Annotated in this window: 10 protein-coding genes; 1 reads left to right on the forward strand and 9 read right to left on the reverse strand. The window is 32.8% G+C overall.

Annotation, left to right across the window (positions count from 1 at the left end):
• Window positions 1-62: 62 nt before the first annotated feature.
• From QGM60_RS13195 to QGM60_RS13205, 3 genes are read right to left on the reverse strand one after another with little or no spacing between them, the layout of a single operon-like run.
• A complete protein-coding gene (locus QGM60_RS13195) occupies window positions 63-2,435 on the reverse strand; it encodes a hypothetical protein (RefSeq protein WP_281140726.1) in 2,373 nt (790 codons plus the stop codon).
• Window positions 2,407-3,441 (reverse strand): hypothetical protein, encoded by a 1,035-nt coding sequence (locus tag QGM60_RS13200; RefSeq protein WP_281140727.1) that lies wholly within the window; start codon window positions 3,439-3,441, stop codon window positions 2,407-2,409. The genes QGM60_RS13195 and QGM60_RS13200 overlap by 29 nt, the downstream gene beginning before the upstream one ends.
• The gene (locus QGM60_RS13205) at window positions 3,434-4,624 is read right to left on the reverse strand and encodes a phosphoglycerate kinase (protein WP_281140728.1); all 1,191 of its coding nucleotides are present in this window, start codon (window positions 4,622-4,624) and stop codon (window positions 3,434-3,436) included. Before QGM60_RS13205 ends, QGM60_RS13200 begins: the two co-directional genes overlap by 8 nt.
• A gap of 86 nt (window positions 4,625-4,710) precedes the next feature.
• On the opposite strand from QGM60_RS13205, the gene QGM60_RS13210 reads away from it, so the two are divergent.
• Window positions 4,711-5,865, forward strand: a complete 1,155-nt coding sequence (locus QGM60_RS13210) for a DNA polymerase III subunit delta' (protein WP_281140729.1) — start codon at window positions 4,711-4,713, stop codon at window positions 5,863-5,865.
• Between the two features lie 16 nt (window positions 5,866-5,881).
• Here the strand turns inward: QGM60_RS13210 and QGM60_RS13215 are convergent, their stop codons facing one another.
• The 6 genes from QGM60_RS13215 to mnmG form a co-directional block, all read right to left on the reverse strand.
• On the reverse strand, window positions 5,882-6,727 hold the full coding sequence (locus QGM60_RS13215; RefSeq protein ID WP_281140730.1) for a DUF4249 domain-containing protein: 846 nt from the start codon (window positions 6,725-6,727) through the stop codon (window positions 5,882-5,884).
• Between the two features lie 4 nt (window positions 6,728-6,731).
• Window positions 6,732-9,107 (reverse strand): TonB-dependent receptor, encoded by a 2,376-nt coding sequence (locus QGM60_RS13220; protein ID WP_281140731.1) that lies wholly within the window; start codon window positions 9,105-9,107, stop codon window positions 6,732-6,734.
• A gap of 193 nt (window positions 9,108-9,300) precedes the next feature.
• Window positions 9,301-10,194, reverse strand: a complete 894-nt coding sequence (locus QGM60_RS13225; protein ID WP_281140732.1) for a LytTR family DNA-binding domain-containing protein — start codon at window positions 10,192-10,194, stop codon at window positions 9,301-9,303.
• Window positions 10,195-10,288: 94 nt separating this feature from the next.
• Window positions 10,289-10,810, reverse strand: coding sequence for an OmpH family outer membrane protein (locus QGM60_RS13230; RefSeq protein ID WP_281140733.1), 522 nt, complete (start codon window positions 10,808-10,810; stop codon window positions 10,289-10,291).
• A gap of 196 nt (window positions 10,811-11,006) precedes the next feature.
• A complete protein-coding gene (locus tag QGM60_RS13235; protein ID WP_281140734.1) occupies window positions 11,007-11,879 on the reverse strand; it encodes a class I SAM-dependent methyltransferase in 873 nt (290 codons plus the stop codon).
• Window positions 11,880-11,989: 110 nt separating this feature from the next.
• Window positions 11,990-13,861, reverse strand: coding sequence for a tRNA uridine-5-carboxymethylaminomethyl(34) synthesis enzyme MnmG (gene mnmG / locus QGM60_RS13240; protein WP_281140735.1), 1,872 nt, complete (start codon window positions 13,859-13,861; stop codon window positions 11,990-11,992).
• Window positions 13,862-13,917 lie beyond the last annotated feature (56 nt).

Consider the following 13,917-nt stretch of genomic DNA (forward strand, 5'->3'; position numbering starts at 1 on the left):
AAAAAAACGTAATTCCTGTAAATATGGTATATTTTTAATGCTTTTGAAATTTGATTAAACACTTAATAATTATCGTTATACCAGCGCAACCAACTACATTCCTTTAATACCTCTTGATAATAATTGGACTCTGAGTAATTATCGCGTAAATCTTTGAAATGGGCTTGGTGATTTTCACAAAGGTAAAAATCATATTCATTTGTTTGATTATTCCTTGTATAATCAAAGCAACTTTCTGTTTTAGCTAACATAAAAGTGAGCCGTGCTTTTACTTCATTATCTCCTTTGCTTTCTATACCTTTTTTAAAATACTTTTCTGCCCACATCATTGCGTTATCTGTTGTTTCTGTAGTATTACCACCAGATTCACTCATCAACTCATTTCGGTTATCATTTCCTACATAATAAAGATTATTTACAAACCATCCTACTGCACTCATATTGTACCAAGCATTACCCAACATATAATAATATTCTGCTGCGTTTTCTTTTTCTTGTTTTGCTAAAGTCTCGAGCTTTATAAGGGCTTTGGTTAGTTTTATTTTATTATCTCTATAATTTTCTCTTACTCCCACTGGTTCATCATCTGAAGTAACGGTATTATTTAATTTCAACTCTTCTAAATATTTGACATGAAATTGATCTGATATTGAGTTGAAATCAACATTCATCCATTCTTTTATAGATCCTGAGAATAATTCTGGTCTAACGTCCTCATTCCAAAACTCTGATGTATTTTTAATTGCTTCAAACTCTTTTAAAGCTCTATACAATTCTTTTTCTCTTAAAAAATATGTTCCTCTTAGCTCGTGTATAAAATCATTGACATCCACCTTTACTCTGTCTAAAATTATTTGCTCAAAATGGGTGAAAGACTTTAATTTTATAAATTCATCTAAACTATTAATAACATCTATTTTTAAAAATGAATACTTGGTTTCAAGCTCATAATTATAAGCATAGTTGTTATTAATTGTACTCCAGTCAAAAGGTTGATCACGAGGATAACTATCGTAATCTATTGCTATAAAAGCACTTAACAAGGGATTATCTTTAGAATATAAGGCACTAATATGATTGAAAAATGCAGCGACTACTGGTTTGTATGTATTAAGGTCTTTATCTTGATCTAATTGTTTGAAAACTTCATTGATTTGCTGACGGTTTGGTGTCTTTATATCCATAAAATCTATTGCAAACAGTAATCGTTTTTTATGAATTTTAGAAGCATGCCACTGAAATTGTGTATTTAATGTAGCTTTTGCTTCACTATACTTACCTTTTTTTATTTGCGATAGTGCTTTAAGCAAAGTCAAAGCACTTTTATCTTTAAGTGTTTTATTTGTTAGAATTTCATCTATAATGATTTTACTTTCATTAGTATAAGTATTCTGTATTCCTTCAAAATAATATCCATTGTCATCATGCTCAAAGAGCTGAGATTGTATATCATCTATAAGTCTTGCTGTTAACACTTCTAAATACGGTGAATTGACATCGATTTCTGCTATTTTCTTCATCTCTTTTAAAACATCTCCTCTGCCATAATACGCTTTAAAAAAATGAAAAATATCCTTGTACTTTAAGTCCTTATAAAAGCTGCTGTTTTCATTTAACTGGCTCCAGTCTATAAAACGAAGACTCAAAGCACAACGCTCTCTTCTGTCTGGTAAGTTTTTGAATACCTCAAGGTAATTTTGAGCAGCTATACTGTGTTGACTAAGATTAAAATAAGCTCCCGAAACTTGCTCTAACGCTCTGTAATAGATGTATCTAGAACTATTATTTAATTCTAAATATCTTTTAAAAGCACTGATAGCCAAATCATTGTCTTGTTTGTAATGTGCTAACTTTACAATTTGATACCCAACTCTATTCTTAAAAAATTGGTCTGGTGCGTCTTTAATTAGAGCAACCGCTTTTTCTAACCAAGGAGATTTATCTTCAAAACTTAATGTTTCTCCTTGATACCAACCTGAATCGTACGTCTTATCGCTAGCTAAGCGCTCTGTGCCTTTTGCCAAAAGTAGATAACGCTTAAAAAAAGTGTACTTAGTTTTATTAATGTTGGTATACATTAATCTTTCGTTCTCATCGACATCTTCTTCTCCCTGAAGCCATTGTATTGACTTTTTGTAAACAAGTAACCTTAATTCTTCTTTAGAAAAACTACCATTAAAGTAGTTATACCATTCATCAATATTATAGTTTGTAGCATTGCTGTTGGGAAAATAATCGCAAAAAACAATATCTGGACAATTTAAAAACGACTTATTATCTTCATCTACTAATGAAAACTGATCAATAATTGGATAATACACACTATCCCAAGACGGATCCCAACCACAAAAAGTAGGCAACTTAGAGTTGGCTTCTAAACTTGTAAACCCAAGAATTACAAGTGCGTTAATTATAACAAAATGTCTTAAGATCATCGTTTGTAAAATTAGACAACACAGGCGAACCTATGTGATAAAAAACTGTGCTATATGGTTTTGTTGATGCTGCTTTTATTAACTCGGAGAGTTTTTTTAGGTCATTTTTACTTACCGTCTCAATCCTAATAACATCATCTTTATAAATAAAATTACTACTTATATAACAATCTTGAGTAGCCTTGTAAATATTTAACGTTTGAGTAGGTCTAAAGTTCTCGCTAAAAGTCTTCAACGAATAATTATTTAAAATTGCTACAGGCTTTTCTCTTCTGTAAAGAATAGCCCACTCAAATACAGGCAAGGCCAGATCATAAGGTAGTGGATATTCACTAAGACGCTGTAAATATTGACTAGTAATATTGTTGTTAATAATAGAGTTTGTCTCGTCAATATTCAAAATATCTCCAACATTATATGCCATAAGTACCACTTTATCTACAGGAGGCACTCCTGTTTTTTCTCTATATTTTACCTGATGCAATCTTAATGTTGTCGAGAGTTCAATGTTATCAAAATAGGTTGCTAAACTTTCTAAGAAGGCAAAGTATTTCATTTTTGTGTTTTGAGACCAATCGCAATCAATCTGAATTTTAGTTAACATCTTTTGAGGCTCGAAATAACTTTTAAAAAGACGCTTTATTTTTTGAGAAACAGGTTTTGATAACGATTTACTTTCCTCTAAGGTGATATGTTTAAAAACTTCATTTTTTATGAATACAACTGGAACTATGGTGTCTACAACCACTTCAAAATCTTTTGAAAACTGAACTGTTGCAATTGGTAAGGGTTTATTTTCTTTGGTATTAAAATCTACATCAAAAAAACGCATATACAAGATGTTACTTTGTCCATCTTGTATATGCGTTTTATCTTGTTCTGTTAAGTTAAAATTCGTTTTCCAGTGGTAAAAACTGTATTTAGAATCATTTACTTCTGTTTTGCACGACGAAATTGTTGTGCAAAAAACTATAACGAATATTAAACTTGAAAGACTTTTAATCATTAAGAATTGCCGCAATACCCGGAAGCGTTTTCCCTTCTAAGCTTTCTAGCATAGCACCTCCACCAGTGCTTACGTAGCTTACTTTATCTTCAAACCCAAACTCTTTTACAGCAGCTACAGAATCTCCTCCTCCTACTAAAGAAAAAGCTCCATTTTTAGTCGCATTAGCAATAGAATTTCCAAGTGCAATTGTGCCTTTAGAGAAGGTTTCCATTTCAAAAACTCCTAGCGGACCATTCCATAAAATAGTGTTACACTTGTTAACTACGTCATCAAAAATCTCTAAAGATTTATGCCCTGCGTCTAAGCCTTGCCATCCATCAGGAATATGATAAACATCGACATGTTGTGTATTGGCATCGTTGCTAAAAGCATCTGCAGCAATTACATCTACAGGTAAGTGAACTTGTACTCCTTTAGCCTCAGCTTGTTTTAATATATCTAAAGCCAATTCCATTTTATCATCTTCACAGATAGAATCTCCAACAGAGCCACCTTTAGCTTTAATGAATGTAAATGTCATTCCACCACCAATAATAAGGTGATCTACTTTGTCTAAAATATTTTCTATAACTGTGATTTTAGAAGATACTTTAGCGCCACCAAGTACTGCTAACACAGGCTTTTCACCATCTTCTAATACTTTTTTGATGCTCTCTATCTCTTTGGCCAATAAGCTTCCGAAGCATTTAGCATCAGGAAAAAATTCTGCAACAATAGTTGTAGAAGCATGAGCTCTATGTGCTGTACCAAAAGCATCATTTACATAAATATCTCCTAGCTTAGATAGTTGTTTTGCAAAGTCTTTATCACCTTTTGTTTCCTCATCATGAAAACGCAAATTTTCTAGCAATAAAATTTCGCCTGGTTGTAAAGCATTTGCCTTTTCTTCGGCTTCTTCACCAACACAGTTGCTTGCAAATTTTACTTCAACTCCTAAAATATCTTCAATTTTTGGAATAATATGCTTTAAAGAAAACTCTTCTTGTACTCCCTTTGGTCGTCCTAAATGCGACATTAAAACACAGCTTCCTCCATCTTCTAAGATTTTTATAATCGTTGGTTTTGCCGAAATAATTCTAGTGTCGTCAGTAACTTCAAATTTATCATTTAGAGGTACATTAAAATCTACGCGGATTAATGCTTTTTTATCTTTGAAATTAAAATCGTTTAGTGTCTTCATCTGTTTTAAATAAGGAATATCTTTCTCTGTTTTGAATAACAAATATAAAGATTAGAAAGCATAAAAAAATTACATAGTTTTGCTTTATGTTATTTTCTGAAGTTTTAGGGCAAGAACACATTAAAAATCACCTTACAACAAGTGTTGATCAAGGTAGAATTGCACACGCGCAACTTTTTGTTGGACCAGAAGGTTCTGGCACTTTGCCAATGGCCATAGCTTATGCACAATACATTTTGTGTAGTAACACTGGTGGTGAAAACACTGGCGGAAATGAATCTTGTAATCTAAAATTCAAAAACGTATCACATCCTGATTTGCACTTCGCCTTTCCTGTTACCACAAGTGATAAAGTAAAAAGTAAACCCGTTTCTAATTTTTATCTCGAAGAATGGAGACAACTGTTAGAGCAGCAACCTTACGGCAACCTTTTTGATTGGTACAAATTATTGGATGTGGACAACAAGCAAGGGCAAATTGGTGTTGATGAAGCTTTTGAAATTGTAAAGTCCCTTTCACTAAAATCTTATGAAGGCGGTTACAAAGTGATGCTAATTTGGATGGCAGAAAAAATGAATACTGCTGCTGCCAATAAGCTTTTAAAACTTATTGAGGAACCACCAGAAAAAACCATTTTCATTCTCATTGCAGAAGACGAAGAGCAAATTATAAATACCATTCGTTCGCGTTGTCAAATACTAACATTTCCTCCACTAGCTGAAGAAGCAATTACTGAAGCTTTGGTAAGAAACTATCATATTGAAAATGCAGTTGCCACTAAAATTGCGCATCAAGCTAATGGTAATTACAACAAGGCTTGCGATCTTATCTATCAAGATAGCGAAGATATTCAGTTTGAAAAATGGTTTATTCTTTGGGTCCGTTCAGCCTTTAAGGCTAGGGGAAACAAAGCTGCTATTCACGATTTAATTTCTTGGAGCGAAGAAATTGCAAAAACTGGAAGAGAAACACAAAAGAAGTTTTTAGCATTTTGTCTCAATTATTTTAGACAAGCTATGCTTATGAATTACAAAGCTGATTCTTTGGTGTATTTAGAACCAAAATCCGAAGGTTTTAAACTTGAAAATTTTGCGCCTTTTGTACATGGTAATAACATTTTGGAGATTAGTGATGAGCTTCAAGATGCTATTTATCATATAGAACGCAATGGTAATTCTAAGATTATCCTAACCGATTTAAGTATAAAACTTACACGTTTACTACATAAAAAAGCCAGCTAATTGCTGGCTTTATTTTTTATTCAAAAGTATAGGACGTTACATTGACTTGCGTTAGCCTAAAATACCCAAAAGCATATTGTTCTGGATTTGTAGGATTAATACAATTTCCTCTGATTAAAGCAGAATTAGACGAAAACGGATCACCACCACTGTAATACTGCTCTATCAATAATCTCATGTAGTTGTAATATTGTTCAGAAATACCATAAAGTTCAATATCTACTACATCTCCAGGTTGAAACGCAGCTTCACCATTATCTTCATCATCATCCTTTTCAAAAAAATCGTGGATTTCATTACCGTTTACAAATTCGTCTGAAATATCTTCAAAATAGGGAAACAAATCTCCATCTTCATAATAGCGAATAAGGTAATAGTTTTCTTCATCTACAGGATCGTCGAAATAAACATTCACTTCTAGTAATTCATCATCAAAACCTCCTTCAACACTTTGTGTAACACTGTTAATATCTGAAACTGACATTAACGTTTCGGTAGCTTCATAATTTTCACCATTATAGCTAACGTCTAAACGGTAAGTGTCTCCAATAACAGGTACAAAATTATCTATAGTATAATTACCATCATTTTCATCTACAAAATTGAATATGGTACCAGAATTTGTATTGGTAACTGTAACCGTTGCTCCGCTAACGCTAGTACCTTCTTCCATACTAAAATATGGAGACGACATGCTCAATCTTATGGTTTGGGCATTACCAGTTGTACCTTTTTCCCAATCTAAAGACGCTTCTATAACCAAGCGTGGTTCGGCATTGTTTACATCAACATCTATGACATCTTCGCAAGATGCAAAAACAATTCCTGTAAATATTAATAGGCCTTTTATATAGTTTTTCATGATGCTAAAATTTAAAGTTATAGGTTACCGAAGGAATAATTCCAAAAATTGAAATTCGAGTAGCTTCGTTTAATCCTGTTTGATTGTTTTGATTGAAACTTACTGAAGCGGCATTTCTTCGATTATACAAATTATAAATACCAAAAACCCATTCGCCTTTCCAGCGTCTTTCATTGTCTTTGTTTGGTGTATACGTTGCCGAAACATCTAATCTGTGATATGCTGGCAAACGGTCTTCGTTTCGGTTAGAATATGTTGCAATAGACAAGCCTTCGTAAGTATATTGTCCGTTAGGATACGTTACAGGACGACCCGTTTGAAATACAAAATTAGAACCAAACCTCCATTTATCATTGAGTTTGTAAGATCCTGTTAAAGAAATATCGTGTGTGCGATCGTAAGGTGTATTGTACCAATCGCCATTATTTATTCCTGGTCCGCCAGCATTTCCTCCTAAAGCACGTTGTTCGGACTTTGATAAGGTATATGCTAACCAACCTGTAAAATTGCCTTTGTTTTTTCGAAATAAAACTTCTAAACCGTAGGCTCTTGCTTCACCGTTTAATATTTCGGTTTCAATATTATTGTTTCCTATTAAATCAGAGCCATCAATATAATCTATGCGATTGTCAACTGTTTTGTAGTAGGTTTCCAGCTCTAAAGTATAGGCATTGTCCTTAAGATTTCTATAATATCCTAAAGCAAATTGATTGGATATTTGAGGCTTTATATACTGTCCGCTTGGCGTCCAAACATCTAAAGGTGTTACCGACGATGTATTAGATAAAAGATGTAAATATTGTGTGGATTTGGTATAACTAGCCTTTATTGAAGAGGCTTCATTAAGCTGATAAGAAACGCCTAATCTTGGTTCAAAATTTCCAAAGGTTTTTATACTTTCACTCTTGTTGTAATAGGTTTCGCTTTCTGCTTCTCCACGCTCGTAAATACCTAAATCGCTATTATAGATTACAGGTTGATTGTTGACATAAGTCGTCATGCTTTGTCCACCCAATCTCGAAAATGCACTGTAACGCAAACCATAATTAAATGCCAACTTATCTGAAATTTGATGCTCTGCACTTATATAAGCGGCACCTTCAAAAGCACGCTTTTCGTCTAACTTTAAATAGTTAATTGCAGATGTTTCAGAAGATGGTCTTACTTCACCAGGATTAAGATTATAGGTTAAACCGCTAATACCAAAATCTAGCGTAAGGTCATTGTTTACGTAGTAGCCTAAATCATATTTTACATTGAAATTGGTGATGTCTGCGTTCCAATCTAATTCAATAAAATCTAGTAAAATTCGATAATCGTATTTGCTATAGATGAAAGATAAATTAGAAAATAACTTGTCGTTAAACACGTGATTCCAGCGCAAGTTTCCTGTCGCATTTCCGTAGTTATTTTCTATTATTTTAGATAGGTTGAAAATATCGCGACCAAAATAACCCGACAAATACAAACGGTTGTTTTTATTGATTTCATAATTAGTCTTCAAGTTAAGATCGTAAAAAGATATTTTATCGTCTTTAACATCTTCAATAAGCGGCATAAATAAATGTGCATAAGATGCTCTACCAGCTATTAAAAAAGAACCCTTATCATTAAAAATTGGCGATTCTGCAGTCAATCTACTCGAAATTAAACCAATGCCGCCAGTCAATCCAAACTGTTTGCTATTACCATCTTTTTGTCTAACATCGAGCACAGAAGATACTCTACCTCCATATTTTGCCGGAATATCTCCTTTATACAACTTGATGTTTTTAATAGCGTCTGCATTGAATACAGAGAAAAAGCCAAAGAAATGCGATGTGTTATAAATTATAGCTTCATCCAAAAGAACCAAGTTTTGGTCTGCAGCTCCTCCTCTAACATGAAAACCTGCAGAACCTTCGCCATTATTGGTAACACCAGGCAATAATTGTATAGATTTTACAACATCAACCTCACCTAAAACCGCTGGCATTTCTTTAATTGTATTAGCATTAAGTTTTGCCACACTCATTTGTGGCTTTCTGATGCTTACAACTTCAGATTCTTCTGCGACGATAACAATTTCATCAAGTGATGTTGCGGATTCTTCGAGTTCAAAATTTAGTTTTTGGTCTTTGTTTAAGGTTATTTCTTGAGTTATAGAAGTAAAACCCACGTAAGAAATGACCAAAGTATATGTGCCTTCTGGAGCTGTTAGAGAGAAAAAACCGTATTCGTTTGTAGTTGCGCCATAATTGGTGTCTTTTAAGTAAACGGTTGCGCCCAAAAGCGTTTCACCATTATTAAGGTCTTTAATGGTTCCACTTATACTGTATTGTTCTTGTGCCTGACACAAAAAGCCCGTAAATAGGAAAATGACTAAACATAAATGTTTCATTAGTGATTGTTCTGTTTTTTGATTGATAAAATTAAGGTTTGAAATGGTATAAAAATCGATTTTTACTTTATGCCTTTGTTAACGCAAATAAATTCCAAATATTAGCGAAACACGCTATGGAGACGCTTATTTGGTGCGAATTGTTACATCTTTGGAGTGAAAATCTTAAAAGTAAACTTAAAGCTAAAACTTATTAGGCTTCAAAAGCCTTCTTAATTGCTTCTGAAAATGATTTTGAAACCGGAATTTTCACTTTAGAATCAGAAGTCTCAATAATTAAAAAAAGCTTTCCACTGATCTTTTTCATGCTATTCACCTTGAACAAATTTACTGCAAAAGATCTATGACATTGCTCAATAGGCAGATCTTCTGTTTGTAAAAGAATATGTTTTAATCGGTTTCTTATGATGTGTTTTTTTACATCGTCAGACTTACCATAATATACCAAAACATATTGATTACTAGATTCTAAGTACAATATATCCTCTAGATTTAGTTTTAAATCTGGGTGATTATTTTCATCATAGAAAACGACTTGCTTTGTGGTGTCTAGTTTAGTAAAACTTTCTTTAAAATTCTTAAGCTGATGATCTAATTGTTGTATTTCGGATTGCATTTGTGTAATAGCGACATATATAACACTTCCTAGGAAAGGAAACAGTAAAATCATCAGCACTTTTGGGTACATTTTTAACTGAAACCAAATATTAAGTTCTTGTTCAAAATCATTACCTAGATCTGGAATAATAAAGGAAAGTCCAAAGTTTATAGCTAACAATAATAGGGCTTCAAAAAGCACCCAATATAAGTATTTTTTATTATTAACTTTTTGATAATCAAAAACTTGCCTCAAAACAAACTGAGATAAGCCTAAAGCTAAAAACGTACTGATAGCTATAGAAAAGAAGAATAAAAACTTATGAAAAGTAGGATTTGCTGGGTTGGACATCTCTTCCGAAATGCCGTAGGGCTGAAAGAAAATCAAAAAAACGTGAGAGAACACAACAGCACTAACAATGTAGATCCATTTAGATCTTTTATCGTTGAAGTAGTAAAACGGCTGTTCTAAAAATTCACTGATTTTCATTGCTGCTTTTAGTTAAAGAACGAACATAAAAACAAAAAAGCCAGATGTTTATTGTATCATCTGGCTTAAAGTATTGTGTTTTATTAATTACAAATTACTTTTTCTTTTTGTAAGAGCTATTTAAAGCTGTTAGTACTTCTTCCGTTACATCATTAGATTCTTCACCGTACATTACGCTTCTTGATGCATCACTTGTACCAAAAATATAAGAATATCCGTTTGTCTTAGCATATTCCTCAACAAAATCTACAACTTCAGTTATTGAAGAATCAATCTCAGTTTGGAAATCGGTTTTAAACTTGTCTTGTTCTGACTTCATTTGTTGATCGATCAACTGCCATTTTTGTTGAAAAGGTTGTGCCGCAGCTTGTTGTTGTTGCTCTGACATTCTACTTAATTTTTGTTGTAATTCTGACAACTCAAGTTGATAAGCTCTTCCAAGGCTATCGTTCTTTTTTTGAGATTTTTCATCTAGAAGTTGATATTTACTTTCAACGTCTTTCTTCCCTTTATACTCATTAATTAATTCTGAGTTATTCACAAATCCAATTTTTACTTGTTCTTGACAAGATGAAAATGCAACTAATGTTGTTAGGGCAACTATTATTTTCTTCATTATAATTTCTATTTTATTTTTTGCAAATGTATAAAAGTTAGTGTGTGATTTTCTTTAATTTTTTAATATTGATAAATTCTATAACTTGTTTTAATTAGAATTATCAAAACCTATTAAAAACAAGCCTAAATAAAGCGTTTTAAGACACTTTATATTTTCTTGCTTATCATTTAGTATTTAGCAACACAAAACCCTATTAATGGTTTTTATTTAAAGAAATACCACTTTTTAAGATATAAATATGCGAAGAATACTCCTTACTTCTATTTCCTTTGGTATTTGAACGCCATCCTATCCAAAATGCTTTAAGAGGATTCATAAAACCAGATTTGTATTTTTCTGAAAGTAGGCTCACATAATAAGCGTCAAATTTCATTGGCAAAACTTTTACCAATTTCAATTGTTCCTCGTGAAACAATTTTTCAATTGACGTTTTTGAAAAATGCCAAAGGTGTCTCGGCACATCAAAAGCTGCCCAAAAGTTTTTATAATGTTGTGCATCGTAACTTTTAAAATTTGGCACTGCAATTACCAAAGTTCCATTCGGTTTTAATAAACGTTTAAAAAGTTTAATATGCATTTCTAAATTTGGCAAATGTTCTAAAACATGCCAAAGCGTAATCACATCAAAACTATTTTCTTTTAAAGTTTCTAAATGCTGAATATCGAAAACTGAATCATTAGTTTTAGAATTTGCAATTTTTCTAGCCTTTTCATCAGGCTCTACTCCAACAACATTCCATTTATTTTTTTTTGCGGTTTCTAAAAAATCTCCTGTACCACATCCAATATCTAAAAGTTTTTTTTCTTCAGATTGAAATGAATTAATCAGTTTCAATTTTTGCTTTAAAGAGATTGTTCTGACTAAATGATATACTTTTTCAAACAGATTTCGCTTGGCATCAGTGTGCGAAATGTAGTCTTCGCTTTTGTAATATTCTGAAAGTTTTTCGCCTTGAGGTTGTGGAAATGTTTCTAACATATCCAATGCTTCATTATGCAATAATTGAAATTCTTCTCCTGAAACGGAATGGTCTTTTACGGTTAAATATGTTGGTTTGTTACTCATATTTAGATTCTGAATCAAGTTCAGAATGACAAACTATTTAAATTTTTTACTTAACGTTCCACGTGGAACATATACTTTTGACTTCTGAGATTTCTGTTACCTCAGGAATTTTACCTACCTAAATAAACTAATAAAACAGAAATATCATTAGGCGATACTCCACTAATTCGTGAAGCTTGCGAAATGGTTACTGGCTGTATTTCGGTTAACTTTTGTCTTGCTTCCATACTCATGGATTTTAGTTTTGAGTAATCAAAGTTCGATGGGATTTTTACATTTTCAAGACGGTTTAACTTATCTGCATTGTTCTTTTCCTTTTCAATATAGCCAGCATACTTTACCTGTATTTCGGTTTGCTCAATGATTTCAGAATCGAGTTTATTTTCAGAAATATATTTATCTACTGAATCTACTTTTCGCATATCTTCAATAGTAATATTTGGTCGTGCATACAACTTAAACATCTTGTCTTGTTGCTTCACTTTTGCTGAATCTTTTGATTCTAAAATCGGATTTATTTCATCTGGTGTTACACTAGTATCTTTAAAAAACTCAACAAAATTTGAAGCTTTTGATCGCTTCTCTTCCATTCGTTTTAATCGTTTTTCAGAGGCTAAACCAAGTTCGTATCCTTTAGGTGTTAATCTAAAATCTGCATTATCTTGTCTCAAAAGTGTTCTATATTCAGCACGAGATGTAAACATTCTATATGGCTCTTCTGTACCTTTTGTAATTAAATCATCTATTAAAACACCTATATAAGCTTCGTCTCTTTTTAACGTAAATGGATCGCGTTCCTGAACTTTTAAGCTCGCATTGATACCTGCCATCAATCCTTGAGAAGCTGCTTCTTCATAACCCGTTGTTCCATTAATCTGACCAGCAAAATACAATCCATCAACTAACTTCGTTTCCAAAGTATGCTTTAATTGTGTTGGAGGAAAATAATCGTATTCTATAGCATAACCTGGTCTAAAAAACTTCACGTTTTCAAAACCAGCTACTGAACGCAAAGCATTAAATTGAACATCTTCTGGTAAGGATGTAGAGAATCCGTTGACATAAACCTCTACCGTATTCCAGCCTTCTGGTTCCACAAATAATTGATGTCTATCCTTATCCGCAAAACGATTGATCTTATCTTCTATCGATGGACAATAACGAGGGCCAACACTTTTAATTCTACCATTAAACATTGGTGATCTATCAAAACCCTTTCGAAGTAAATCATGCACTTCTGGACTCGTATAGGTCATGTGACAAGAACGTTGTTTTTTTAATGGTTTAGTAACATCTAGATATGAAAACTTTTCTGGATTATCATCACCAGGCTGTTCTATCATTTTAGAATAATCTAAGGATCTACCATCTACTCTTGGTGGTGTTCCGGTTTTCATTCTACCAGAATCAAAACCTAGTTTAATAAGGTCTTCAGTAATTCCTGTTGCAGCTCTTTCACCAGCTCTACCTCCACCAAAATTTTTATCTCCAATATGAATTAAGCCATTTAAAAAAGTACCGTTTGTAAGTACAACAGTTTTGGCTTTTACTTCAATTCCTAAAGAAGTTTTTACACCAGCTATTTTATGGTTTTCTATAATTAAACCCGAAACCATTTCTTGATAGAAATCGAGATTAGGTGTTTGTTCTAACAATAATCTCCAATCTTCAGCAAAACGCATTCTGTCGGATTGTACTCTTGGACTCCACATTGCAGGTCCTTTAGATTTGTTAAGCATCTTAAATTGTATCGCAGAAGTATCAGACACAATTCCACTATAACCTCCTAAAGCATCAATCTCTCGCACAATTTGCCCTTTAGCAATTCCTCCCATAGCAGGATTGCAAGACATCTGAGCTATATTCTGGAGGTTCATTGTAATTAATAACGTTTTGCTTCCCATATTTGCAGCAGCAGCAGCAGCTTCACTACCAGCATGACCAGCACCAACAACAATCACATCATAAACATCATTAAACATATAAATATTGATTTGTGTTCCACGTGGAACATTAAGATTTATTTTTTAAGCCTGTA

The organism is Winogradskyella sp. SYSU M77433, assembly GCF_029911945.1.
In the GTDB taxonomy this organism is placed as follows: Bacteria; Bacteroidota; Bacteroidia; order Flavobacteriales; family Flavobacteriaceae; genus Winogradskyella.

Coding starts and splice junctions, on each gene's coding strand:
- QGM60_RS13205 (WP_281140728.1), bottom strand. CDS start 4,624: ATGAAGACACTAAACGATTTTAATTTCAAAGATAAAAAAGCATTAATC.
- mnmG (WP_281140735.1), bottom strand. CDS start 13,861: ATGTTTAATGATGTTTATGATGTGATTGTTGTTGGTGCTGGTCATGCT.
- QGM60_RS13215 (WP_281140730.1), bottom strand. CDS start 6,727: ATGAAAAACTATATAAAAGGCCTATTAATATTTACAGGAATTGTTTTT.
- QGM60_RS13230 (WP_281140733.1), bottom strand. CDS start 10,810: ATGAAGAAAATAATAGTTGCCCTAACAACATTAGTTGCATTTTCATCT.
- QGM60_RS13210 (WP_281140729.1), top strand. CDS start 4,711: ATGTTATTTTCTGAAGTTTTAGGGCAAGAACACATTAAAAATCACCTT.
- QGM60_RS13220 (WP_281140731.1), bottom strand. CDS start 9,107: ATGAAACATTTATGTTTAGTCATTTTCCTATTTACGGGCTTTTTGTGT.
- QGM60_RS13225 (WP_281140732.1), bottom strand. CDS start 10,194: ATGAAAATCAGTGAATTTTTAGAACAGCCGTTTTACTACTTCAACGAT.
- QGM60_RS13235 (WP_281140734.1), bottom strand. CDS start 11,879: ATGAGTAACAAACCAACATATTTAACCGTAAAAGACCATTCCGTTTCA.
- QGM60_RS13195 (WP_281140726.1), bottom strand. CDS start 2,435: ATGATCTTAAGACATTTTGTTATAATTAACGCACTTGTAATTCTTGGG.
- QGM60_RS13200 (WP_281140727.1), bottom strand. CDS start 3,441: ATGATTAAAAGTCTTTCAAGTTTAATATTCGTTATAGTTTTTTGCACA.